22 protein-coding genes are annotated in these 25008 nt (G+C 38.0%); 7 read left to right on the forward strand and 15 right to left on the reverse strand.

All coding sequences use genetic code 11. From position 1 onward, the window contains the following. Positions 1–172: 172 nt before the first annotated feature. A complete protein-coding gene (locus tag ABD769_RS02475; RefSeq protein ID WP_344849110.1) occupies positions 173–964 on the forward strand; it encodes a hypothetical protein in 792 nt (263 codons plus the stop codon). A gap of 115 nt (positions 965–1079) precedes the next feature. Here ABD769_RS02475 and ABD769_RS02480 read toward each other — a convergent pair whose 3' ends face one another. The 4 genes from ABD769_RS02480 to ABD769_RS02495 form a co-directional block, all read right to left on the reverse strand. Beyond that, the gene (locus ABD769_RS02480) at positions 1080–1712 is read right to left on the reverse strand and encodes an alpha-ketoglutarate-dependent dioxygenase AlkB family protein (protein WP_344849112.1); all 633 of its coding nucleotides are present in this window, start codon (positions 1710–1712) and stop codon (positions 1080–1082) included. A 2-nt stretch (positions 1713–1714) separates the two neighbouring features. Beyond that, entirely contained in the window at positions 1715–2557 is an 843-nt protein-coding gene (locus tag ABD769_RS02485; protein WP_344849114.1) for a methylated-DNA--[protein]-cysteine S-methyltransferase, read from the reverse strand. 160 nt (positions 2558–2717) lie between these two features. Continuing rightward, entirely contained in the window at positions 2718–3089 is a 372-nt protein-coding gene (locus tag ABD769_RS02490; protein ID WP_344849116.1) for an avidin-fold protein, read from the reverse strand. 48 nt (positions 3090–3137) lie between these two features. Beyond that, positions 3138–3503 carry a DUF2116 family Zn-ribbon domain-containing protein gene (locus ABD769_RS02495; RefSeq protein ID WP_344849118.1) on the reverse strand — a complete coding sequence of 122 codons (366 nt, stop codon included), beginning with the start codon at positions 3501–3503 and terminating at the stop codon, positions 3138–3140. Between the two features lie 240 nt (positions 3504–3743). On the opposite strand from ABD769_RS02495, the gene ABD769_RS02500 reads away from it, so the two are divergent. Then, on the forward strand, positions 3744–4079 hold the full coding sequence (locus tag ABD769_RS02500; RefSeq protein ID WP_344849120.1) for a single-stranded DNA-binding protein: 336 nt from the start codon (positions 3744–3746) through the stop codon (positions 4077–4079). A 63-nt stretch (positions 4080–4142) separates the two neighbouring features. Here the strand turns inward: ABD769_RS02500 and ABD769_RS02505 are convergent, their stop codons facing one another. The 7 genes from ABD769_RS02505 to ABD769_RS02535 all read right to left on the reverse strand — a co-directional run bounded on the left by ABD769_RS02505 (position 4143) and on the right by ABD769_RS02535 (position 15246). Continuing rightward, positions 4143–6194 carry a TonB-dependent receptor gene (locus ABD769_RS02505; protein WP_344849122.1) on the reverse strand — a complete coding sequence of 684 codons (2052 nt, stop codon included), beginning with the start codon at positions 6192–6194 and terminating at the stop codon, positions 4143–4145. Positions 6195–6275: 81 nt separating this feature from the next. Then, entirely contained in the window at positions 6276–7595 is a 1320-nt protein-coding gene (locus ABD769_RS02510) for a PQQ-dependent sugar dehydrogenase (RefSeq protein WP_344849124.1), read from the reverse strand. A gap of 134 nt (positions 7596–7729) precedes the next feature. Next, on the reverse strand, positions 7730–10447 hold the full coding sequence (locus tag ABD769_RS02515; RefSeq protein WP_344849125.1) for an outer membrane beta-barrel protein: 2718 nt from the start codon (positions 10445–10447) through the stop codon (positions 7730–7732). Positions 10448–10569: 122 nt separating this feature from the next. Then, the gene (locus ABD769_RS02520; protein ID WP_344849127.1) at positions 10570–11142 is read right to left on the reverse strand and encodes a hypothetical protein; all 573 of its coding nucleotides are present in this window, start codon (positions 11140–11142) and stop codon (positions 10570–10572) included. Between the two features lie 227 nt (positions 11143–11369). Next, the gene (locus ABD769_RS02525) at positions 11370–12716 is read right to left on the reverse strand and encodes an ankyrin repeat domain-containing protein (protein ID WP_344849129.1); all 1347 of its coding nucleotides are present in this window, start codon (positions 12714–12716) and stop codon (positions 11370–11372) included. 9 nt (positions 12717–12725) lie between these two features. After that, entirely contained in the window at positions 12726–13928 is a 1203-nt protein-coding gene (locus ABD769_RS02530) for an ankyrin repeat domain-containing protein (RefSeq protein WP_344849131.1), read from the reverse strand. A 709-nt stretch (positions 13929–14637) separates the two neighbouring features. Next, positions 14638–15246, reverse strand: a complete 609-nt coding sequence (locus ABD769_RS02535) for a hypothetical protein (RefSeq protein WP_344849132.1) — start codon at positions 15244–15246, stop codon at positions 14638–14640. A gap of 212 nt (positions 15247–15458) precedes the next feature. Here ABD769_RS02535 and ABD769_RS02540 point away from each other — a divergent pair, with 212 nt between their 5' ends. Then, the gene (locus ABD769_RS02540) at positions 15459–17678 is read left to right on the forward strand and encodes an NADP-dependent isocitrate dehydrogenase (protein ID WP_344849133.1); all 2220 of its coding nucleotides are present in this window, start codon (positions 15459–15461) and stop codon (positions 17676–17678) included. Between the two features lie 329 nt (positions 17679–18007). On the opposite strand, the gene ABD769_RS02545 is transcribed toward ABD769_RS02540, so the two are convergent. Then, on the reverse strand, positions 18008–18481 hold the full coding sequence (locus ABD769_RS02545; protein WP_344849134.1) for a hypothetical protein: 474 nt from the start codon (positions 18479–18481) through the stop codon (positions 18008–18010). Positions 18482–18809: 328 nt separating this feature from the next. On the opposite strand from ABD769_RS02545, the gene ABD769_RS02550 reads away from it, so the two are divergent. Beyond that, the gene (locus ABD769_RS02550) at positions 18810–19217 is read left to right on the forward strand and encodes a hypothetical protein (protein WP_344849136.1); all 408 of its coding nucleotides are present in this window, start codon (positions 18810–18812) and stop codon (positions 19215–19217) included. Positions 19218–19338: 121 nt separating this feature from the next. Here the strand turns inward: ABD769_RS02550 and ABD769_RS02555 are convergent, their stop codons facing one another. The 3 genes from ABD769_RS02555 to ABD769_RS02565 all read right to left on the reverse strand — a co-directional run bounded on the left by ABD769_RS02555 (position 19339) and on the right by ABD769_RS02565 (position 23232). Next, positions 19339–21165, reverse strand: a complete 1827-nt coding sequence (locus tag ABD769_RS02555; RefSeq protein WP_344849138.1) for a DNA polymerase III subunit gamma/tau — start codon at positions 21163–21165, stop codon at positions 19339–19341. A gap of 422 nt (positions 21166–21587) precedes the next feature. Further along, positions 21588–22343 (reverse strand): DUF1570 domain-containing protein, encoded by a 756-nt coding sequence (locus tag ABD769_RS02560; RefSeq protein ID WP_344849139.1) that lies wholly within the window; start codon positions 22341–22343, stop codon positions 21588–21590. 25 nt (positions 22344–22368) lie between these two features. After that, positions 22369–23232, reverse strand: a complete 864-nt coding sequence (locus ABD769_RS02565) for an AraC family transcriptional regulator (RefSeq protein ID WP_344849141.1) — start codon at positions 23230–23232, stop codon at positions 22369–22371. A gap of 182 nt (positions 23233–23414) precedes the next feature. On the opposite strand from ABD769_RS02565, the gene ABD769_RS02570 reads away from it, so the two are divergent. From ABD769_RS02570 to rpsR, 3 genes are all read left to right on the forward strand, one after another. Next, positions 23415–24008: a hypothetical protein gene (locus ABD769_RS02570; protein WP_344849143.1), complete on the forward strand. Its 594-nt coding sequence runs from the start codon at positions 23415–23417 to the stop codon at positions 24006–24008. Positions 24009–24379: 371 nt separating this feature from the next. Beyond that, a complete protein-coding gene (rpsF, locus tag ABD769_RS02575) occupies positions 24380–24736 on the forward strand; it encodes a 30S ribosomal protein S6 (RefSeq protein WP_025144598.1) in 357 nt (118 codons plus the stop codon). Then, positions 24736–24999, forward strand: a complete 264-nt coding sequence (gene rpsR, locus ABD769_RS02580) for a 30S ribosomal protein S18 (protein ID WP_010599582.1) — start codon at positions 24736–24738, stop codon at positions 24997–24999. The genes rpsF and rpsR overlap by 1 nt, the downstream gene beginning before the upstream one ends. The last annotated feature ends 9 nt before the right edge of the window (positions 25000–25008 follow it).

Consider the following 25008-nt stretch of genomic DNA (forward strand, 5'->3'; position numbering starts at 1 on the left):
GAATGATGGCAGGTTTTAACGTTGCGTTCTTTAGGCCTTCACTTCGCGCTTTTTGCGGTTAAAAATGCTGCCAATCAAGATTTTAACTAAAAGCCGTAATTTTCTGGTGACTTTGATAACATAAAAGCAATAAAGATTTTAAATTAGCGAAAAAAAATAAAAAACTAAACCCATGAAAATTACGCTTTATGCACTCTTTCTTTCCGCTGTTTTATTTGGCTGCGGAGGCAATTCTGAAAAAACTTTTAAAGCACGCGCATTTTCGGCGAGTGATGATTTTAATGTATTTCCAAAAGGAACCAAAGACATTTTAACCATTGTAAAAACCGATTCGGGCAAATTAGCTGCTGCTGATCGTTTCGCCATTAATACCAGAGATACCACCATCACCATTGATGATGCACCAAATGCTGCAACCAAGAAATTTAAAGTCGCTTCTTTTATCAATACTCAAAAAACAGCTGTTTTAGTTCAAAGTGACAATGGAAAGGATAAAATGAGCCCTTTTTATATCATTTATGTTAACGGAGGAAAAACAGAAGTAGTAAGTTTGAACAAACCATCAAAAGGAGCTGAGGATCAGAAATATACCAATGGTTTAGAAGAATTAACCAGAAGTAATCTGCTGGTGAACAACGATTTTTTTATTACCACAATCAACTCGAGGGTTTATCCAGTCAAACGTCAAAAAGAGGATGAGCGTATTCAGGGAAAATTCTTTATGTACTCAAGCGATAAAACAACATTGGCATTTTTAACTGCTAATTCGTTATATCAGGTAAATACCAAAACCGGAGAAACCTTTAACCTGCCTTTACCTGCATCATTAACCAGCCAGCCTGAAACATTGGTAGGAAATATCCAACGAGATTATACCTGGGTGGCCAATGCGCATGGAACATCTTTCTTAAAGAAAAATGCAGATGATGATCGCATTGTTGATATTAAAGAGTTTAAGCACTAAACAAAATATTTAAGCTTAATAACGCTTTGTTTCGTAAAGATACGAATCAAGGCGTTTTGTTAGATGCTACTGCCTTTACGAACCATTCCTCATCATTTAATTAAATCAGTCAGGATTAAACCACCATTGTTCTAAAGGTGAGGTTTACTCTTGGCTGATTTACTTTTTTAGTAGGGGGGAGGCGGTGCAGCCAGTTTGTTTGGGTTTCATCTTTCATCACCAGCAAGCTCCCATGCTCCAAAAATAGTGTGATGGTTTCTTTACTCTGTTTATGTTTAAAAAGGAATCTTCTTTCCGCCCCAAAACTTAAAGATGCAATGGCAGAATCTTTCGCCAGGGCTTTTTCATCATCACTGTGGTAGGCCATGCCTTCATCACCGTTGTGGTATAAATTAAGCAGGCAGGAGTTATAAGTTACGCCCGTTTGTGCTTCCGAAATTTTTTTAAGTTCAAGCAGCTCTTTTGTCCACGGTAAAGCCAGTTTCGATTTATTAGAATAGGTATATGAATAGGCTTCATCTCCATACCAGGCCACTTTTCTTTTGGTAATGATGTGTTTGCCCATAATAAAGGCTTCGTCATTTTTCCATTCAATGGTATTCATCAATACGTCGAAATAGTAATCTGCCTCCTGTTGTGAAAATAATTTCCCGAAATAATTTACCGTTCCATCATACGGAAGCAGGTTTTGGTCTGTATTTATGGCTTTGCCGAATAAATCCAATGTTTGTATGTTGTTTTTGCCCATTGTTATCCCTGATTAATTTGTGCGGCTTCCCAACCAATTATCGCTGTTTTTCTATCCACCCCCCAATGGTATCCACCCAAAGCACCGCTGGTTTGAATTACACGATGGCAGGGAATTAAAAAGGCTACGGGGTTATCGCCTATGGCTGTACCAACTGCTCTTGATGCATTAGGGTTTTGAAGTTGCCTGGCAATGGTTCCATAAGTGCTTAATTTACCCATCGGGATTTTTAGCAGGGCTTCCCATACTTTCAGCTGGAAATCTGTACCTTTTAAATGGAGTTTAATCTGGTGCAGTTTACTCCAGTCGTGGTTAAAAATGTATAATGCATTCTGTTGCTCCTTGTCTAATATCAGCTGATATTTAGCTGCCGGAAACTGACGTTGAAGATTGTTAAGAGCAAGCGCTTCATCATCATAAAAAGCTATATGGCAGATCCCTTTCGGTGTACTGGCTACAATAATATTCCCGAACGGACTCTCTGCAAAACTATAATTAATATGGAGGTTTTCGCCACCGTTTTTATATTCTCCGGGTGTCATCCCTTCAATGTTTACAAAAAGATCGTGTAACCTGCTGGTGCCTGATAAACCGGTTTCTAAGGCTGTATTAAATAAAGTATGGTTGTCTTTCAGCATTTCTTTGGCATAACCGATGCTGATGTACTGCAAAAAACGTTTTGGTGTGGTACCTGCCCATTCGCTAAATAACCTTTGAAAATGGAAAGGACTTAAATTTACTTTTTCTGCAATTTCTTCCAAACCAGGCTGTGTTTTAAAATTAGCTTTGATATAACTAATTGCCTCAGCGATCCTGTTGAAATTGATTTCTTCTTGTGCTTTCATGGTATTGAATAATTTATATCCAAAAGTAGTGTGGAAAGGAACGGTAAGCTACCCGAAACTTGCTCAGTTTAATTTAGCTACAGCATTCAGGTAAAGGTTATCTTTTAATCTTAAATTGGTTTTAGTCAGTAGGTTAGGTGTTAATTAGAGTCTCTTATTATTAAGAAATTTCTGCGCGATCAATCTTGCTGAAATCTATTTCTTCAATAATCGATTTTCCTTCCGATTGATCCCCCGAAGTCCATTTCCATGTTTCATAAAGCCTGATTTTACCATTTGCCAGTTGTTCAGGCCTTGAATTGCAAATTCCGGTCATAAGTTCGCCTTTATCGTTTACCTGGTGGTAACGCATCTCGATCTGACCATTTTCATCTGCCAGGCCAATTAAATGTCCATAAATAATCCTTCCTCCTGCATACGCTGAAGTTAAGATATTTCCTGTTTGTTGATATTTAAAGATTGTTTCGGCCGAAGTTTCCCCATTTTCGGTATTACTTACTGGCCTGAAGTACTTGTTATTGTAATTTATCATCGGGCGATAAATCTAAACATCTCATCAGGAATAAAAAAATAAAGCTAATTAAGCCAGCCAAAGGCTTTCTTCTCTTTTAACTAATAATACTTTTTCATTATTTAAAAGCAGATAGCCGTACTCATAGCAAAAGATATAGCAATTTCCATTTTGTGTTTCATAGCTATAAGTATGGTAGTCAAAATTAAAACCTGCCGAAATTAATTTTTTACGGCTAATTTTCGCCTTACCATTCGGGTTAAATTGTGCAAGAATGGTACGGTTCTTTTTTAAAATACTATTAATGCGCCTAAGTACGAGATGATCCTCGGTTTTTAAGCGGTTATTGTAATTATTGCGACAAGAATCGTCGCAGAATTTTTTATCGGCTCTCCCTTTTATCGGAGTTCCGCAATCTAAACATAAGCGTTCCATAATAATACCTTTTTTTATTATGGGATGATGATCAAATGTATAAAATAAAATGATCGAAAGAAAAAAAATATAAACCCTGATTTAAGGCGGTAAAGAGGCTTTATTCGTTTATAAACGTTTATAAACGACTATAAATATTTACAATCCGACTAAATTCTGGTCTTGTTCGCAATTTTGTTCCTGTCGGTTGCCGAAGTGGCAGCTGTTCTTTAAACATTTAGAAACTTAAAATTTAGAATTATGGAAAGCGCAATTAACAAAGTAGTATTAAGTGGGTTTGCAGGTGCAGATGCAGAGGTGAAAACAGTTATGAATCAAAAATTAGCTAAGGTTAACCTTGCTGTAAACGAATCATATAAAAACTCTTCAGGCGAGGAAATTAAAAAGGTACAATGGTTTAATCTGACTTTCTGGAATTCTAAAGCTGATATTGCTGAGGCACAGATTAAAAAAGGCACAGGCTTAACGATAGAGGGAAGATTGCAGACAAATACTTATGATGCAAAGGACGGAACGAAGCGTTATAGCTTTGATATTATTGTTAACGATGTGGCAATAAAAGAAAATGAGAAATAAAAAATTTTTTAAATAATGCTCACCCGCATCTTGTAAAGTTTTTTTACAGATGCGGTTTCTCATTTATAATCTGACCGAAAGACCTGTATAAAAATTGATTCCTGCCGCAGGGTTGAAATACCTTCCATTTGCCGCATTTAAGTCGTTACCTAAGCTGTAATTCACATTGAGCAGGTTATTTACCCCGGCAAATAAATCTAAACGGGTTTTATTTATTTTTAAATTTCTGATACCCAATTTGCTTTCAACCAGGTGATATCTTTTAGCAAAAACAGTGTTGGCATCATTTAAAGGGATGGAAGACGTATAATTGTGTTGCACAAACAGGTAAAATGCTTTCGGAAAATTAAACTCTAAACTATTTACTAAAATACTTTCCGGAACACCGGTAAGTTTGTTGCCACTAAAGGCCGTAGTACCGCTTACAAAATTTTCGAACCTAAAATGGCTAAAGGTATAATTACTTCTCAGCTGTAAGCCGGTTAAAAAAGAAGCATCGTTTCTGATGATCCAGATGGCAGTTTCCAGTTCAATGCCTTGTTGTTTGGTTCCTCCGGCATTGATAAAATACTCGGCGTCGTTTTGATTTAACCGCCTAACTATAGCATCCTTCAAATGGTAACTAAATAGATTTCCATTAGCGTAAAAGCGGTTATTTTTGGTTTTATAACGAAACCCCAGCTCGTAATTCCAGCCTAACTCTGCCTGCAGGTCATTATTGATATTGTTGTCGGATGACCTTACTTCTGCAATGGTTGGAGGCGAATAGCCTTTACTCACCGAAGCCCTGGCCGAAAAATCAGAAGTGATGAGGTAAGATACCGCTGCTTTTGGCATAAACTGGGTATTAAATTTCCTTTGTTTTGAGGCAATTTCCACAGGGAAATAACTTTCGTAATTATACCGGTAGAAATTTAAACCTGAAGCAAGTTCGATCAGAAATTTATTGCTGAGGTCGAAATTTAACCGCAAATAAGCCAAATCCTGACTGGCTTTTAAGCGGTCAGATGCCTGCATAGCCGTAGCCTCACCGCCGTTATTATTGAAGTTCTTAATCTGGCTTTTTGTTGCCGAACTTTCTAATCCAATCTGCGCGTTAAATTTAAAATCTTCTCTTGCCTGTACATAGTCCAGGAATGTCCTTAAACCCAAGGTGCTTTCGTACCTTTTTTCGTAATTGGTTATAAATGGATTTTTGAAATCGGTATAGGTGGTAAATAAGGCAATAACATGTTTAAAATGAGGATTAAACTGATAAGAATTGGATAAACCTCCAAAAATAGTTTGGTTGTAAATAGCCGCCTGCTGCGAAATGGCTCCCGGTATGGTAGGTGTAGCCGGACGTGCCAGTTTAGGGTCCTGCTCTAACTGGCTGGCCGTTAATCCGCCAGGTGTGTTATAGCCTAAATCGCTGTAGAAGGCAAAAACTTTTAAATTGCCGGCAGGACTGTAATTCCATTGCTGAAAAGTCTGGAAATATTTTCTGTCCATCGCACTGTTCTGGCGGTAACCATCACTTTTCTGATAGCCTTCGCTAAAACTGAAACTGTAATTTTTAAATTGATGTCTGATGTCTGCCGTTTGATGGAACAAACCATAAGAACCTGCATTAGCAGAAATACTGACTTCATTATTGCCTAAACCTGGCGGGTTGATTAAAAGCGCACCACCTGTATTGGCACCGAATATGCTGGCTTCTGGTCCTTTGTAAATTTCCATGGTACCAACTGCAGCAACATCCAAAGCATTTAAATAGGTATTGCCACCTGCATCGGTTAGGGGGAAATCATCTACATAAATTTTAACATTTCTGATGCCAAATGGCGATCTTAATAAGCTCCCGCGGAGTGATAAACGGTAACTACCTGGGGAGCGTTCTTCCATCCGTACGCCAGGTGTGGCATTTAACGTACTTACTAAAGAGTTGCTTTGCTGGTTTCTGATTAAACTGCTATCAATTAAACTTACCGCCGATACCGATCTTAACAAAGGCTGGCGGTTATAATAACCTTTTACCGTAATATCTTCGAGTTTTTTGGTCGAATCTTGTTTAACAGTCTGTGCTAAACCCGTAAATGCAGATAAAATTAATAGTAGCGTAAAGTTTGATTTCAAGATAAGGAGGATTGATGTTTTAACCACAGATTGGCAGCTAAATTTACCGTATATTCTGCTAATCTGTGGCTAATTGATAAACTATTTTGCTGCTACTTTCCAAATTACGCCGCTAACATCATCAGCTACCAGTAATGCACCATCTGGTGTGAGCGTAACGCCAACCGGACGGCCATAAACTTCTGCTTTATCTGCATCTGCAATAAAACCGGTTAAAAAATCTTCAGGTTTTCCTGTTGGTTTACCATCCTTAAATGGTACGAAAGCTACCTTGTAACCAGAAATTGCAGACCTGTTCCACGAACCGTGCTGACCGATAAAGGCACCACCCTGGTATTTTTGTGGAAATTTTGTGGCTTTATAAAAAGCAAGGCCTAAAGAAGCGGTATGTGCACCAACGGCAACATCGGGCGCTATGGCTTTTTTTACCATGTCAGGATTTTTGCCTTTTAAACGCGGATCTTCATTTTGACCATAGTAAGAAAAAGGCCAGCCGTAGAAAGCACCGGGTTTCACACTTGTAATGTAATCAGGCACAAGATCATCGCCAAGGCCATCACGCTCGTTAACCGCTGTCCATAACATATTTGTTGTTGGTGCCCAATCTACGCCTACCGGGTTGCGTAAACCGCTAGCATAAATTTTTTCTCCGGTTCCATCTGGATTAATTTCCAATATATTGGCTCTTCTTACTTCGTTTTCCATTCCGTTTTCGCCTACGTTACTGCCTGATCCAACGGTTACATAAATCTTGCTTTTATCTGCATTGGTGATGAGGTTTCTTGTCCAGTGATTGTTATAACCACCCGCCGGAAGGCTCAGAATCTTTTTACCTGTTGCAGTTATTTTGGTATCGCCTGTTTTATAAGGATATTGCCACAAACCATCGGTGTTTGCTACATAAAATGAATTGCCGATAATCAGCATGCCGAAAGGCTGGTTAAGGCCATTTAAAAATGTGGTTACGGTTTCCGGTTTGCCGTCTTTATTGTCATCACGATAAAGCAAAATGGTATTGGCACTTTTTCCGGGAACCTCAGATTTGGCTTTTCCGGTAACCGTATTGGCTACAGATTCTGCTGCGCTTCTCTCTGAATTGGAAAGCGCAACCAAAACATCGCCATTTGGCGCAATATAGGTGTTCCGCGGACTTTTAATATTGGATGCAAACCTGGTCACTACAAATCCCTCAGGAGCGGTTGGTGTTTTTCCCTCCGGCCAGCCAATTACCTTGCTAAATTTGCTTTTGGCGGCATTGGTATCAGGTGCAGGTAAATCAACTGCTCCGGTTTTAGTGGTTACCGTGGTATCTTCGCCCTGAGGTTGCTTATTAGAATTGGATTGGCATCCGAAAAGTACTGAAGCTGAAAGGATTGCTGTGTAGAAAATTTTATTTTTCATGTTGAACTGGTTTTATTAGTTTTCATGAAATAAACATCGAAAGGAGTGGAGATGTTTTTGATCGGGCGAAATTGCCCCACTTAAAATAAAAAAGGAAAGTACCCGAAAGTACCTTCCATAGGAGAGAGCGCTCCTTATTTTCCTTTGAAGATATTCAGTTTGTACTGATAGGTAACAAGGAAGTATCGTTTTAATATTTCTCTATCTGAGATGTTAACCGCATTATTATAGGCATACCTGCTTACCGAAATGTTCTGATCGAAAAGATCGTAAACCGAGATTTTCAATTGTCCGCGGTCTTTTTTAAGCATTTGGAGCGACAAAGCCAGGTTCAAAAGGTGGGAACTTCTGGGAAAACCTTCCGCAATCTGTGGATTGTAATTATAAGAGTAGTTGGCATCGAGGATGATTTTTTTAGGCCAGCGAAGGCTAAAATCAGATCCGATGGTATGCGAGTAGGTATTTACGTTGTTGAAATTAACATCCTTATACCTGGTCATCTGCTTGGTGAAATTATACCTGGCGTTAATGCTTAATAACTCATTATAATTAAAGCTGATGTTTTCTCCCAAAGTAGTGTAAAAACTGTTTTCGAAACCTTCATCGGTATTGAGGATAAAAGGCCTTCTGTTTAAATTCAGGTTTAAACTGGTATTAAAACCCACCTGCCATTTCTGAGATTTTTTTAGCTGCTTGCCAAAATTTGCACCCATGTAACCGTTGGTACTTCCGTTGCGGTTAACATAAGTAGTGGTATTTGCGCCTGCACTACTTAACAGCGTTTGCTGAATTACTACGTTGTTGCTGAAATTTAAACCTGAATAAATATTAAAATTGATCTGTTTACTGTGGTTATATTTATAGAGATTGAAATTTAAATTCCTTACCCTTGAGGGTACCAGATCTGGATTACCGGTTGTTTTATAAAGGGAGTTGTATTCGCGGACAATGGGTTGCATCTGAGATATGCCAGGCAGGTCTAACCTCTCGTCGTAACTGAACGAAAAACCTGCCCCATCAAAACGCATACCCGGAAAGAAATTATAAAACTTTTGATTAATGTCGTTATACCCGTAATTGAATATATTTTTCACATCATTTAGTTCGGCTTTAACGCCGAGCCGGATACTGTAGTTTTTGTTTATTTTATATAATAACTGAGGACGGATATTTTGGGTAAAAATATTACGCTGTAAATCGTTGCTCAGGTTTACCTGTAAAATATCGTAACCAGCGGTAAGTGGATTTCTTTCAAAGATACTTAGCTGATCTTTATTGCTGGAGTATTTAGAATAAATGTTTGTTTCTAAGATCAGTTTTTCGGTGATGAGTGGATAATTATAGGTCAGGGATAAATCAACTGAGCCCGATTTTCTCCAGCTATCTTCATAACGGTCCTGCCTTTCCGATTTTACATCCGCAGTATAAGAAACAATGTTATAGAGCGAGAATTTATCTCCGCCATTGTTATTTAACTGAACAAAATTTGTAATATTTAATGATTCGCCTTTTTTCTTTAACCTGCGGTAATAATTAAAATTGTGCGAAAAACTGGTGTTGTTTGCATTATATCTTGAGTCAAAAGCAGTTTCTCTTAGTTTTGGAAATGCGGTATTAGAACTGTTGCCGAAATTGTCATTCAGGTTATTATCGCTGCCAAAATTAAATTTAGGTTCGTACCTGATCCTGTTAATGGTATCGGGCACCCATTCAATCAGGCCACTAATGGCATGTTTATCATTTTTATTATTGCTGTTGTTTTGCGAAACAGATACCAGTTTGGTATCGGGCAGAAACTGTTCGTTATAATTTTGACTGTTAAAAATCCTTTCGGTGTGGGTATAAAAATAAACCAGGTTGAGTTTTAGTTTTTTGCCATAATTGTTGTTGATGTTAAAGCCGCCTGCAGCTACATTTTCCATGCCGCCATAACCTCTGCCGCCAAATGTTCCATCGTAAAACTGCGATCCTCCAGAACGATCGAAGCCACCCATAGAATATAAATCCTGACTAGAAAAGCCTGTTTTATTAAGGTTATTGGCCAAACCAATTAAACTTACCTGCAAAGTATCCCTGAAATTACTGAGGATACCAGCTGCTTCATAACGGTCTCTGCTGCCCCCGCCACCATAAATTTTGCCCAGTGTACTTTTCTTGATTTTGCTTTTCATCTTCAGGTTGATGATTTTGGCCACCTGTGCTTCGCTCACCAGGTGATCCGGATCATTTTCGCGGTCGTCGTAAACCTGGATTTTATCGACCATATCCGCATCGAGATTTTTGGTCGCTACTTTCGGATCGTTGCCGAAAAATTCTTTTCCATCAATCAGCAGTTTGCTAATCGATTTACCATTTACCAGGATAGATCCATCCACATTTACCTGTACGCCAGGTAATTTCCTCAGCAACTCTTCTACAACAGCATTAGGCCGCGTTTTAAAAGCTTCAGTATTAAATTCAATGGTATCCTTTTTAATTACAACCGGCGATCTTTCTCCTTTAATCACCACTTCTTCGAGGTGATGGCCTGCCAGTAAAACCGTACCGAAATCTTTAATTACATCCTTTTTCAGCTCGAGCATTTGCCTGAATGTGGTATAGCCTACATAGGATATAATCAGTTTCGTTGGTCTTTCAACCGGGATTCCTGATAATTTGAAAACACCGTTTTTATCGGTAAGTGTGTAAGAAATTAAGCTGGTATCTTTAGCATTAACAATGGCAACTGTGGCAAATTCAACCGGCACTTTGGATGATGAATCGGCAACTATACCTTTTACGGTGGTTTTATTTTGCGCCATCAGGTTAAAGCCCGTTAAAATAAACAGGAGTAGGGTGAGAAGCTTGAGCATTCAGGTATTTGGTTGAGCTATAATTTAAAACGATTAGTTAAAACTAAATTACAGCATAATAACCAAAGATTTAGTTAAGAATTGTTAAATCATTTTTAATTGCTCAGGATCGATTTTAGATTTTACTTTACCAGATTTTCCAGTAACCTGGTTTCAATGTCTTTAGCATTTAATAACAGCGCAGAGAATTGCGGATCGGATTTCACCAGTAAGAATTTCCCGTTAGGCAGCACAATGGCAGAAGTGCCGCAGGTAGTTACCTCTTGAAATAACAGTTTCTTTAAAAATCCAGGATCGGTTTCTATTTCCAGGCCTTTTGATTTAACCTGGCTAAAGCTTTCGCCTATTTCGCGGTACTGATAAATGGCAACCTTTGGCCGGGCGGCAGCTTTTTCGAGAATGTTTTTTTGGAAAGTCCACCTTACATTGTTTAAAAATTCGGCATTTTGATAGTTTAAATCGTTCCAGCAACCATCTTTATTGAAATCATATTTGATAATGATGGTGTCTTTTAAGGCAAGCCGTTCATTTTGTTTTAAAAAAGTATGCAGCGAATCCATCTGTGCATCAGTTAAAGTACCTGCCTGATAACGTTTGTTCTCATCCACATAGAGTTTGGGAGAACAGCTATATATAAGGACGGAAAGAAAGAGGAAAGTGAATAACTGAAGTTTGATTTTGGAGATACTTTTCATTTTTATGAGCATTAATATTGTCTAATAAATTTAGAACTAAATATTTATTAGACAATATTTATTAATAGAAAAGTTTGCCATTGAGAGGCAAAGCGTTGTTTTGACTTCTCGAAAGCAATCTTAAAGCGCATGCAGGTAGCAATCGTTATAAGATTGCTTCGTCGGCTGAAAAAGCCTTCTCGCAATGACGATACCCTAAAGCCAATCAGCTACGTTGGCGTTTCAACTCAACCTTTCAAAATCTTTGCTTTCTCTGCATCAAATTCTCCCTGCGATAAAATTCCGGCATCTAATAGCTCTTTTAAATCTAATAATGCCTGTTTTTTGGCTGCCATATCGGTTTTTAGTAATTCAGCCGTGTTTTCTGTTGAAATTGTATTTGAACCTTGTACATTAGAATTAGCCGCAGGACCGTATTTTAATAAAAGTTCGGTAATCTCGTTAAAGCCTTTAATATTCGAATAATCGATTGCTTTTTGTTCTTTTACGTTTACGATTGACGGATCGGCAGATTTTTCGAGTAAAAATTTAACCGCATCTTTTTTGCCGTTTGCAGCAGCATAATGTAAAGCTGTGTTTCCGCTTTCATCCTGGATATTAACATTGGCACCTTTTTCCAATAATAATTTCAGCATACTTAAATGACGGCTTTTGGCGGCAACATGTAACATACTTTCGCCACCATAGTTATAATTATTATCAAAAGAGAAACTGGCAGAAACGGAAATGTTATTGGCTGTTTCTACCCACTCCAGATACGAATACATCGAATCGTCGTTCCCCGAAAGTGGTTTGGCATAATTTACATCCACACCGTTAGAAAGAAATAATTCGACAACTTCTTTCTGGTTATTGGCGCAGGCATACCAGATGGGCGATAAACCATTTTTTGAAGATACAAATACATCTGCACCCTTTTCTACCAGTGTTTTGGTGAGCATCCGGTTGGCATCATAACAGGCAAGTAACAGCGCTGATTCTCCGTTATGGTTAACATGATTAATATTGGCTCCTTTATCAATAAGTAGCTCAACCATGGGATTATTTTTAGATTTAACTGCAAAAATCAAAGGCGAATCGCCATATTTATTGGTGGTATTGATGTTGGCGCCAAATTCCAGCAGTTTTTGAACAACTTCCTTATTTCTCCAGGCAGAGGCGATAAGCAGGGGTGTTTCTGCTTCGTTATTTTCGCTGTTAACGTCAAGGCCTTTATCGAGTAGCTTTTCCAGCACTTCAATCTGCCCGTTTTGGGCAGTTAAATGCAACAGGCTATTTCCCTTAAGGTCTTTAATATCAATCCGGGCACCTTTATCCAATAAGTATAGTGCAGTTTGTTTCTGTTTTTGCAGGCAGGCAAAATAAAAAGGTGTTTCGCCGTTGTGGTCTTCATAATCTAAATCTGCACCTCGGTCGATTAAAATTTTTACCAGGTCTAAATACCCATGGTGGGCAGCATAGTGGAGGGCGGTTCGGCCTTTTTCGTCCGTATAACCCACTTCAACTTCGTTATTTGCCAATAAAAGTTCGGCTATTTTGCGTTTGCCGCTTTCGCAGGCAATTATAAATGACATCGACATATATTAAGATTGTTTCATTAGCAGTTCAACCGTTTTTATTTTCAGGTTATCATCAGAGGCCAGCATTAATGCCGTCTGATCCTTATCGTTGCTTATTGCAGTATCTGCTCCGTTTTCAATTAAGAGTTTTACCTTACGATAGGTTTCCTTCGCTTTTTCCACTTCGTAGTTTACGTTGTAGGCACAAACTTTATGCAACAGGGTGTTCCCTTCATCATCTGTTCTGTTGATATCCACCTGTCCGCTTTCTAAAACCGCTTCTAAAATATTGGCCTGTTTTTCGGCAATTACATCCAATGGGGTTTTATCTGCACTGTACCAGGTGCTGGTCTGGTATAAGTCGGCACCATCACTTAGCAATTTTTTAAGAAAGTTAATGCTGCTTTCGCTGTTCGACATCATGCGAACATATTCGAAAAGCAGTGTTTCGCCTTTTTTACTCACCTGATCAAATTCTGGTGTAGAGAAATTGCGCAGCGTATCGTATATATTTTCGCTTTGTGCATGTGCTACTGCATAAAAGAAGGCCGAATTCCCCTCCCGATCGGTCTGGTTTGGATCGGCACCGTTTTCGAGCAGGTGTGCAATTAAATTTTTCTTGTTAAACTTAATCGCGGTGATTAAAGGTGTTTCCTGTACTATATTGCCCTCATTGATATCGACACCCTCATTAATCAGGATGTCTATGTAACCCTTAAGCAAATCTGTAGTCTGCTCGTCGTTGAGGTTATACCTTCGGAAACTGCTTTTTACCACCTGGTGGATATAATTTTCTTCGGCATTGTTTTTAAAACTGGTCGTGCAGCCTGCATCAATACAAGCTTTGATTACGCCTAAACTTACGCCATTTTCGAAGAGGTAACCCAATAAGGTTTTGGCATTTACTTCATCGTTCAGGTTATCGAAGTGGTCAATAAATTCGCTAAAAAAAGCAAGGTCTTCATCTTCGTTACCCAGGTTGTAAATGATACTATGAAAAATACTTTTGTCAAAATTGTCGAATTCGTAAATATCGGTTTCGATGGTTTTATCTTTTACCATCATATTTAAGATTTCGTATTGTTTTTCTTTAAAGAGGTTGTCGAAAATGGATGATTTCTGATAATCTTGAAGGTTTTTGGAGAGTTTTTCGCCGTTTTGCATCGAGCTTTTTGCTTCGTCAAATTTACGGGCATTTAACTGCTGATCTAAGGTAGTTTCGGTCATTTCAATTAAAAATTTTAAATTAGATAGATATATGTGGTTGATCCTACAAAAGTTTAGCCAAAGCAATATGCCTGAGAAAAAAATATTGTGAATGTTGCTTATGATGGTTACTGTGTAAATTGTTGAGAATGGTTAATTGTATGAATTGGTTAACTGTTGCCTAGCAATTGTTAAATTGTTAACCGCAGATTGCAAACTGAAAATTGGTTATTTTTCGGCTCCTATGCTAATTTCCCGTGCCAGAAGCCCAATTTTTTAGCCCTGATCGGAGCGGCATCCCCGGTATTTCATCGGGAAAAAGCGGAGAGCAGGAGTACCGATAACAAAAGCGAATGACGCTGCGCTCCAAATACTTTTCTGGCACTCTATGCCGTGGGGCATGGTACTTTGCTGCGCCAAAGTACCCAAAGCGCTTTGTCAATCCGGCAATGGGCCTTTTACACAAAGCCATACACATCAAAAAAACAGCGGCACTTCGTTTTGTGTTCAATTTTTTTAACCTGTAAATTATCATTTATGAACACAAAACCACTGCGTTTCAGGTTTGATGGTGCCATTTGTTCTGCATTGCACCTGTTTTTTTGATTTCCCCTGCCCCTGGGATTGACGGCGTACTTCGGTAAGAGTGGTTTATTTTTTAAAGCAAGTTTGCATAACGCAAAAAAAATTAAAAGAATTGTGTCCGGCCAGAGGCTTAAGTTTTTAGCTCTTATGTTTCTGTAAATAAAAAATCTTCACCAATAAAATAGCTTTCACCAAAAGCCAGGAGCTTTAATTTATGTTCAGGTTTAGGCGAACTTTCAACAAAATTTGATTGGATTTCATGCTTGGCCAGGCAAACCTGATATTTTTCTAAAATCTTCTTCGGGCCACGCGCAAACATTCCCGATCCATCTTTACACAATTTAAAAATATCCATAGCGGCATTAATACCATAAGCAAACGGGAAATCACCGTAGTAGGTTTTTAAATGGCTTTTGTAGAGATCAATCAATAATTTTTCTGGATTTTTTGCTTTGCCATTATAGTAAAGATCACCGTGTATATCTGTTAATCCATAAAGTAAAAAATGTTCAGAATAGAAAGAGAAACGTGTCGTCCATGACCTCGAAAAATTTTCGGCCGCGATATTAATAATTTTTAAAACCCAAATCTGCTTAGTTTGCCTATTAGAATTAGGGTAGAGGTTAATAGTTAAAATGAGATCTTTATCTTGATAAGCCAGTCCAGAAATAATCATACCACCGTCCTCGTAATAATCATCACTGGTCAGTATTTTTTCTAATTTTTCAGGAAGCAGATATTTGAGTGTTTTCAAAGCAGTTTTTTAGCTTAAGTTTTTATGAAACTAAAATATATAAAATACAACTACGATTTTACAGTATTTAAACGGTTACGCAAACTATAAATAACATTACGATGTTCCTTAATTCATTCGATTATTTTATCTTTAGGCGATTTTAAAAAGATTGGTTTGCAAAGCCATAAACCGATCGGATCATTAAATAAATAAGCAAAATCAATATAAATATGTCAAATACATCAAAAATTATCTACACCAAAACCGATGAGGCGCCAATGTTGGCTACTTATTCACTTTTACCTATTGTACAAGCTTTTACCGCATCAGCAGGTATTGATGTAGAAACCAGAGATATTTCTTTAGCAGGAAGAATTTTGGCAAACTTTCCTGAGTATTTAAAAGACGACCAAAAAATTGGTGATGCTTTGGCAGAGCTTGGTGCATTGGCTACCACTCCTGAAGCCAACATTATCAAATTACCCAATATCTCTGCTTCTATCCCACAATTGGTAGGTGCAATTACCGAGTTACAGGCTCAGGGTTTTGCCATTCCCAACTATCCGGATAATGCGCAGAGCGACGAAGAAAAAGCAATTAAAGCTAAATATGCAAAAGTTTTAGGCTCGGCAGTAAACCCGGTTTTACGCGAAGGTAACTCTGATCGCAGGGCGCCTAAAGCAGTTAAAAACTACGCCAAACAAAACCCGCACTCGATGGGTAAATGGTCGGCAGATTCTAAAACAAAAGTGGCCAGCATGACTGAAGGCGATTTTTATGGTTCAGAAAAATCGACCACTGTTGCAGAAGCCGGTCAGTTTAAAATTGAATTTGTAGCTGAAGATGGTTCGGTAACCGAATTAAAAGGATTATCGCCATTAAAAGCAGGAGAAGTGATTGATAGCTCGGCATTGAGTTTATCTGCATTGAAAACTTTTGTGGCCAAAGAAATTGCTGAGGCTAAGGCTGCAGGCGTTTTATTATCTGCGCACTTAAAAGCAACGATGATGAAAGTATCTGACCCGATTATTTTCGGTGCCATTGTTGAAGTTTATTTTGCAGATGTTTTTACCAAATATGCTGATCTCTTTAAAGAACTAAATATTGATACCCGCAATGGTTTAGGTGATGTTTATGCAAAAATTGCTGGTAACCCTAAACAGGCTGAGGTTGAAGCTGCATTGGCACAAGCCATCGAAAACGGTCCGGCTTTAGCGATGGTGAATTCTGATAAAGGAATTACCAACCTGCACGTGCCAAGTGATGTGATTGTAGATGCTTCTATGCCAGCTATGATCCGTACATCAGGCCAGATGTGGAATAAAGAGGGTAAACCTCAGGATACGATTGCATTAATTCCAGATCGTTCTTACGCTGGTGTTTATACCGCAACCATTGATGACTGTAAAGCAAATGGCGCTTTTGATGTAACTACCATTGGTTCGGTACCAAATGTGGGTTTAATGGCCCAAAAAGCGGAAGAATATGGATCTCACGATAAAACTTTCCAGGCTACAGGTTCGGGAATCATCCGCGTTACTGATGCTGATGGAAAAGTATTTTTTGATCAGAAAGTAGAAAAGGGCGATATTTTCCGTATGTGCCAAACTAAAGATGCCCCAATTCAGGATTGGGTAAAATTAGCGGTTAACAGGGCACGTTTGTCAGAAACCCCTGCGGTTTTCTGGTTAGATGAGCAAAGAGCGCACGACAGGGAAATTATTGCAAAGGTAAATACTTACTTAAAAGACCACGATACTACAGGTTTGGATATCCGTATTTTAGCACCAATCGAAGCAACCAAATTTACTTTAGAGCGTATCCGTAAAGGTTTAGATACCATTTCGGTTACCGGTAACGTATTGCGTGATTATTTAACCGATTTATTCCCGATTTTAGAATTAGGTACTTCGGCAAAAATGTTATCAATTGTACCATTAATGAATGGTGGTGGTTTATTCGAAACCGGTGCAGGTGGTTCTGCTCCGAAACACATTGAGCAGTTTATTGAAGAAGGTTATTTACGTTGGGATTCGCTTGGTGAGTTTTTAGCACTTCAAGCCTCTTTAGAGCATTTATCTCAAACCCAGAACAATGCAAAAGCACAAGTATTAGCTGATGCTTTGGATGAGGCAAATGCTAAATTTTTAGCGACAGATAAGTCACCGGGCAGGAAATTAGGAACAATCGATAACCGTGGTTCTCACTTCTATTTAGCTTTATATTGGGCTGAGGCTTTAGCCGCTCAAAGTAAAGATGCTGATTTAAAGGCTAGATTTGCGCCTTTGGCTAAAACTTTGTTAGAAAACGAAGCGAAAATTAATGAAGAATTGATCGGTTCGCAGGGCAAACCTCAAAACATTGGCGGTTACTACAACCCTAATGATGAACTGGCAAGCAAAGCCATGCGCCCAAGTGAAACATTAAATACTTCTTTGGCAGGTTTATAAGCTGAGTTGTCAACTTTAATGTGCTCCTAGCATAGAAGCTGACAATTATTGAAATATTTAGCGTCCTGATGTAAAAATCGGACGCTTTTTTTTGGAATAGGTTTGTCAGCATGATTAGTCATTTGTTAGGAGTACGTATTTTGGATTTGGAAAGCAGATACAGAAGCATTTGGGTTGCAGCAGTCCCGCTCCCGCTTCTGCTCCCGATGAAGGATCGGTAGCATCCCGCTTTGATCGGGTTTAGGTGGATTGACCAGCAGATACTATTTGCGCGGATGTATCTCTTGGTCTGTATTCCTATATACCTAAACAAAAACTAAGAGCAAATACTATTTTCGTGTAATTTGCCTTTTGTTAAATCTTTGCCCATTATCTGGCAAAAAATAAAAGGCGAAAAAGACAATAGAAGATGCAATGGTGAGAAAAAAGAGGAAAAATGAAGTGTTGCTGGCATCTTCAATGTTATCATAAATAATTAATCCATCGGCATTGATCTGATAGACTTTAACATCACCTGATAAAAGACTTTTCTTTAGCAAAAGATTGAGATTTTTTGAATTTTTTAAAGCCTCATTCACCGCATCCAATTCGTTTCGACTATCGTGAACCATTTCTAACCTTTTGGTAACTTCAAATAACCGGCCGTCATTTTTTAGGCCAAACCTTAATACTGCAAATTTAGTTGTGTCATCTGTAAAGGAGCGGCTTCTTCGGACTATTTTAGTCTCAATATCTACCATTGAATGATCGAGGATGCCATTCATTTCTTTAAGTAAACTACTGGAAAAAAGAATGTCAGCCAAAAGGTAAATGGCAAAAGTTAAAGTAACGAAACCTGATACTAAAGGCTTGAAGTTTTTCAATGTTGAGGCGTATTGGTTATTAGATTTTTCGACACAAATTTAGCTGAATAATTTACCTTTTAAAATGAAATTTTAAGCATTTTGCCTGCGTGAGGGATAGTAACGGAAAGTCCACAGCCACGAGGAACGAATGGCGAGGACTTGCAGTGTATAGCCCGACCCTTGCGTAGCTTGGGGCACGCCCGGATATTAATAAAATTCTTTGTTAATGAAAAACCTTATCTACACCGTTTTGTTATAACCTTATAAATTATAGGAGACCAATATCATGGCAATTAACGAGAACAAAGGATCGCAAGACAAAATACATAGCACCACAGAAAACAGCGAAATCAATAAGGAAAATTTATCGTACGATAAAAATAAGGAGAGTTACGAATTAGATGTAAAAGGAACTGACAGCGAATACGATCACCCGATGGGTTATGAAACCGTTGCGGCAGGTGCAAAAGATGATGATTCTACTTATGATGAAGCAAACCCATATGTTGGTGATGAATATGCACGCAATGAAGAAATTGCTGAAGATAATTTAGAAGAACTGGGCATGCATGTAGATAATGGTGAAAGTGTAAAACTTAATCCGGAAGATGAAATACTTGCTCGTACACCAGAAGATAACCGCGATGATTTAGATGAAGAAGGTTACCCGGTTAATGATGCGCCCCAAAAATAGTCAGGATATTGCCGTTGGAAGATGGTAATTTGACGAAACAATCATAAATAGAAAAGCAGGGTTATACGCGTGTAATCCTGCTTTTTGCTTTGTTACAGCATCAGGATTTTTTGATTATATCTTAAGGATTAATATCTAAATTAAACCTTCTGCGTAATTCATCCAGCTTAGGGTTTTTATTTACCAGGTAATCGTATTTTTCGCGGTTTCCGTATAACCGGTTTTCTATTTTACGCTCTACCAGTTTGTAGGTAACTTCTACACCAAAATTTCGGAGTTCGTTCCTTAAAAAATTTAGAAGCTCAACAGATTCCTGCTGGATAAGGTGTTCCTGCGTTTTACTTTCTACCGAAATCTCAATCAGCTGAGGGTTTAAAAGAGTAGGGGCAAAATTATTTAAAATGGTAAAAAGGTTAATTTTATCGGCAGCTTTAAGCTTTTGGGTATATATGCTCCAGATTTCCAGTAAGCGATCGTAACTAAAAACTTCACGGGCCTCGCCGGTTGCTTTTTTCGGTCCTTTATCTTCTTCTTCCTGGGCAATGCGATCAAAATCATTCAAAGATGGGATCAGCATGCTTGTTGCACTTGCCTTTGGAATATTGATGCTGATGGAAGTAGCAGAGGGCGGAGGACTGCTAACCCTTGGCGTTTCCTTTGCTTTTTCTTCTACAGGGATGCTGGGTAAAACAGGGGCACTAACAGTAGGTGCTGATACAGAAACGGTGTTTTCGCTTGCGGCTTTTGGCCTCGGGCTTTCAACCTGTTCGGCTACGACATTAGTTTTTTTTTTATCCTGATCTCCGTCAGTTGCTGTGTTATTAGTATTTAAAGGTTGTTGTGCTAAGTTGACGACAGACCGGATGTGGCACATTTTAATCAATGCCAGTTCTACCTGTAAGCGCTGGTTTTTAGAGTTTTTGTAGTTTAAATCGCAGGTATTGGCCAGGTTTAATGCAGTTAACAGGAACGAGAGTTCTGTTTGGCGGCACTGATCAAGGTATTTCTGCTTGATATTTTCGCTTACCTCTAATAATTTAATGGTAGCTGCATCTTTACCCACCAACAAGTTACGGAAGTGACTTGCCAAACCGTTGATAAAGTTATTGCCATCAAAACCATTGTTCAAAATTTCATCGAACAAAAGTAAAGTCTGGCTCACTTCGGCTGCAGTTAAATAAGAGGTAAGTTTAAAAAAGTAATCGTAATCTAAAATGTTCAGGTTGTCGATTACCGCTTTGTAGGTAATGTTCTTATTGGCATAACTGGCAATCTGATCGAACATCGAAAGCGCATCGCGCAATCCACCATCTGCCTTTTGGGCAATAATGTGTAAACCATCACTTTCGAAAGCAATATTTTCGCGTTGGGCAATGGTTGAGAGGTGACTGGCAATATCTTCTACCTGGATCCGGTTGAAATCAAAAATCTGGCAACGCGATAAAATAGTCGGCAGGATCTTATGTTTCTCGGTAGTAGCCAGGATAAAAATGGCATATGATGGCGGTTCTTCCAGCGTTTTCAGAAAGGCATTAAATGCACTTTGCGATAACATGTGGACCTCATCAATAATATAAATTTTGTATTTTCCGGCTTGTGGCGGTATGCGAACCTGTTCAATCAAACTACGGATATCGTCAACAGAGTTGTTCGATGCCGCATCTAATTCGTGCACATTAAAAGAATGTCCGTTTTGGAAAGAAAGGCAATTATCGCATTGGCCGCAGGCTTCCATTTCTGCTGTAGGGCTGGTACAGTTAATGGTTTTTGCAAGGATACGCGCGCAGGTGGTTTTACCCACTCCACGTGGTCCGCAAAATAGAAATGCCTGGGCGAGCTGGTTGTTTTTGATGGCATTTTTTAGCGTACCGGTAATATGCTGCTGGCCAACTACGGTTTCGAAGGTGGCTGGGCGGTATTTACGGGCAGAAACGATAAAATTTTCCATCGGCACGAAAATAGGAAAAATTTAGGTGTTGCAAGGGCGAAAAACCGGAATGTGGAAAAGTTGGTAAGAGGTTAAAATGTTGGAATGTTTTAAAGTTGCTGAGGGCAATTGTTTTATTGTTGAATGTTAAAACGTTGAAAGGTTAAGCTTAATTAAATCAATCACTCTTTAATTTGTTGTAAAGTTGAAATGTTAGATTTAACCTAAAAATCCAATCATTCAAAATTCAATTATTCAAAACCCGCTCACTCAATTCACTCATTCAAAATTCACTCATTCAAAATTCAATTATTCAAAACCCGCTCATTCAATTCACTCATTCAAAATTCACTCATTCAAAATTCAATTATTCAAAACCCGCTCACTCAATTCACTCATTCAAAATCCAATCATTCAAAATTCAATTATTCCTAAATCTAAACTCAGGGATGAAACCTGTAAAACTGTTTATAATTGCTTTCAAATGCATCAAAACTACCGTAAGTAAGCTCAATGGCCTTTTCAGTATCATAGCCTTGTGCCGTTAATTTGATGATGTTTTTTAACGCTTTGGTACTTTTATTTTTAATAAAATAGTAGATTATACTATAAGCCGTATTATAATTGTCATCTACACCGTGCCCGTAAAAAGTGCCATCGTATATTTTGAAAAACTTTTTTAATCTTTCTGTATCACTGTCGGCTATGCCTGTTTTTATGCTTTTAATACGGTAGGTTTGAGGGTAAGAATATAAATTTGCTTCGCTGTCGAAATCCAGTGTTTCGAAAAATTCAGCCAATCCTTCATTTAGCCATTTAGGTGCCTTTTTATAATTGAACTGAAAAATACTATGGCTGGCCTCATGCAAAGCTACTGAAATAAAGTTGCTTCCTTTCATAATAAAAGCTTCATTTATTGCCGGAATGTAAAACCCCGTGGGTGAAGGTGCGTTGTATTTGGCTTTTTCTAAACGGTAATCTTTAGATTTTCCGTAAAGGTTTATTTTAACGGGTACAGTAATGTTCTCGCTGGTTTCGAAAATTTCATTACAGAACATGCGCTCATAAGCAATCAGCTTTTCTATTTTCTTTTGCTCACTCTCGCTTATTTTGCAATTGACCAGGTTGATCTCAACATATTGTGCGTGAAGCGACAAGCTGATTAAATTAATAAATAATAGTACAAGGATCCTGTTCATGTGTTAAAAACTTATCCTAAATATATTATTTAATTACTGATTTCAATTCATTTCTATACTCAGAAGCACTTTTACCTGTAAATTCTTTAAATAATTTGTTAAAATGGCTAAAGTTGTTAAAACCGCTTTCGTAAGAGATATTGGCAATACTGATCGGTTTTTCGGCTAAAAGTTTTGAGGCGTGTACCACCCGGTATTCATTTACAAAATGTGTAAAGGTTTTTTTGGTGATTTTTTTAAAATAACGGCAAAATGAAGGGACCGTCATGCTCGACATTTCTGCCACATGCTGCAAGCTAATCTGTTCCTGAAAATGATCTTTTACATAATTGAAAATCATATTAATGCGGTCGTTATCCTGCACCTGCATTTCCATCGAAAAACCATCAGCGTTTAAGATTTTATAATCGTTGGCCAGCTCAAGTTCTTTTAAAACACTGAGCAAAGTTAAAAGCCTTTCAAAAGGTGGCTGATCGTCCATCATTTCTATTCTGTCGCCAACTTTACGCATGGTTTCGCTGCCAAAAGCAATTCCATCTTTAGCTTTATCAAATAATTCGTGGATTCCTTTAATTTCCTGCAGACCTAAAAAAGTACTGCCCAGAAATTCCGGTTTCATCTGGATCACCGTTTCATTTTTGTTCCCCGTATTGGTGTCGGTAAATCCGCAATGGGGCAGATTGCTGCCAATCAAAATCAGATCGCCGTCGGTATAATAAGAAACGTGACTGCCGATCTGCCTTTTGCCGGCGCCGCCATTTACAAATACCATTTCGATTTCCGGATGATAATGCCAGAGATGCGCCATGTTATTGGCATTTTCTACATATTTTGAATAATAGAACGAGCTCCCGAAAGAGGGTTCTACAACCTCGAAACTTGGTTTCATTATTTCCTGAATTATAACGCTAATTTACGTAAAAAATATGCTTTATTATGGCAATTGCTAAAATAGTGGTTTAATTGGGGTAATATAGCATAGAAAATGGAAAATATGCAACTAACTATATGTAAATTACCTTCTTACCTTAGTACCATCATATAATGATTAACTCTTTAAAAATATTGGTTATGAAAAAGTTCTTAAAAATCGGTTTAATAGCAGCTCTTTTTTTTACTGCTACGGGTGTTCACGCTAACGATGATGATTTTACGCTAAAGGTAAAAGGCGAGAAAGAAAAATATATCCGTTTTACTGCTGATAAAGCAGAAAATGTGAATCTATCACTTATAGGTTCGGATGATGAAGTTTTGTTTGAGGAAAATATTCACGCTGCTGGATTCTCAAGTAAAATTTATGATTTAAATGCACTTCCTGACGGAAAATATGTGCTTAAAGTAGAGTCTGATTTAAAACTGGCAAAATATACCGTTACCATTAAAGATGGTGAGGCAATTGTTTCTGAGCCAAAAATCTCTAGCATATTTAAACCGGTTTATACTTTTAATGATAAAGTGGTAACGCTTAGTCTTGATAACCTGGATAAAAACCCAATCGAAGTTAAAGTGTACAACGAATACAATGATGAGGTTTACAATGAGGTGTTTAAAGATAAAGCACAGTTGACCAAAAAATTCAATATCAGTAAAACAGATTCAAGAGAGTTAACCTTTGTGGTGAAATTTAAAGATGAATCTTTTGTTAAAACGGTACAAACTTACTAACAACAACAGCTAATTGATACAGGGGGATCATCGGATAGATGAATTCCCCTTTTTTATGTAAGATGGATAAGGAATGTAAGATGGACGAGGGACAATGTAAGATGGACGATGTAAGATGGATGATGTAAGATAGATGATATAAGATGGACGAGGGATGATGTAAGATGGACGAGGGATAATGTAGTATCATCATTTCCATCACAAATCATTCATTATAATTTTCCTTTATGCTTTTTCCATTATCCATCTTCCATTTCACATTTTACATCACATTTTCTAACTAATGCTTTGATTTTAAGAAAAATATTGTTACTTTTGCATCCCCGTAATATACCTCGGGATTAAAAAATTAAAAAACTTAATTAATAACAATGAATCAGTACGAAACTGTTATCGTTCTAACCCCGTTGTTATCAGAAGAAGCTGCAAAAGAGGCATTAGCCAAATTTAAAGCAGTTCTTACTGACAACAGTGCCGAAATTATCCAGGAAGATAATTGGGGTTTGAGAAAATTAGCGTATCCAATTGATAAAAAATCAAACGGATTCTTCAACTTAACTGAATACAAAGCTTCAGGAGATTTGATCGCAAAATTAGAGCTTGAATTAAAACGCGATGAGCGTGTGTTACGTTTCTTAACTATCCGTTTAGACAAACACGCAATTGCTTACAATGAGAAAAAGCGTAGTGGTGCTTTTAACAAAAAAACTAAGGAGGTTGCAGCGTAATGGCAAGAGAACAAATTCAATACGTAACTGCCCCTAAAGTAGAGGATAACCGTAAAAAATATTGCCGTTTCAAGAAAAACGGAATTAAATACATCGATTACAAGGATGCAAACTTCTTGTTGAAATTTATTAACGATCAGGGTAAATTATTACCACGCCGTTTAACTGGTACTTCGTTAAAATTCCAGCGTAAAGTGGCTCAGGCAGTTAAACGTGCCCGTCATATCGGTTTGTTACCTTTCGTTGCTGATCAATTAAAATAGGAGGCTAGA

Source organism: Pedobacter jeongneungensis (assembly GCF_039538295.1).
GTDB lineage: Bacteria > Bacteroidota > Bacteroidia > Sphingobacteriales > Sphingobacteriaceae > Pedobacter > Pedobacter jeongneungensis.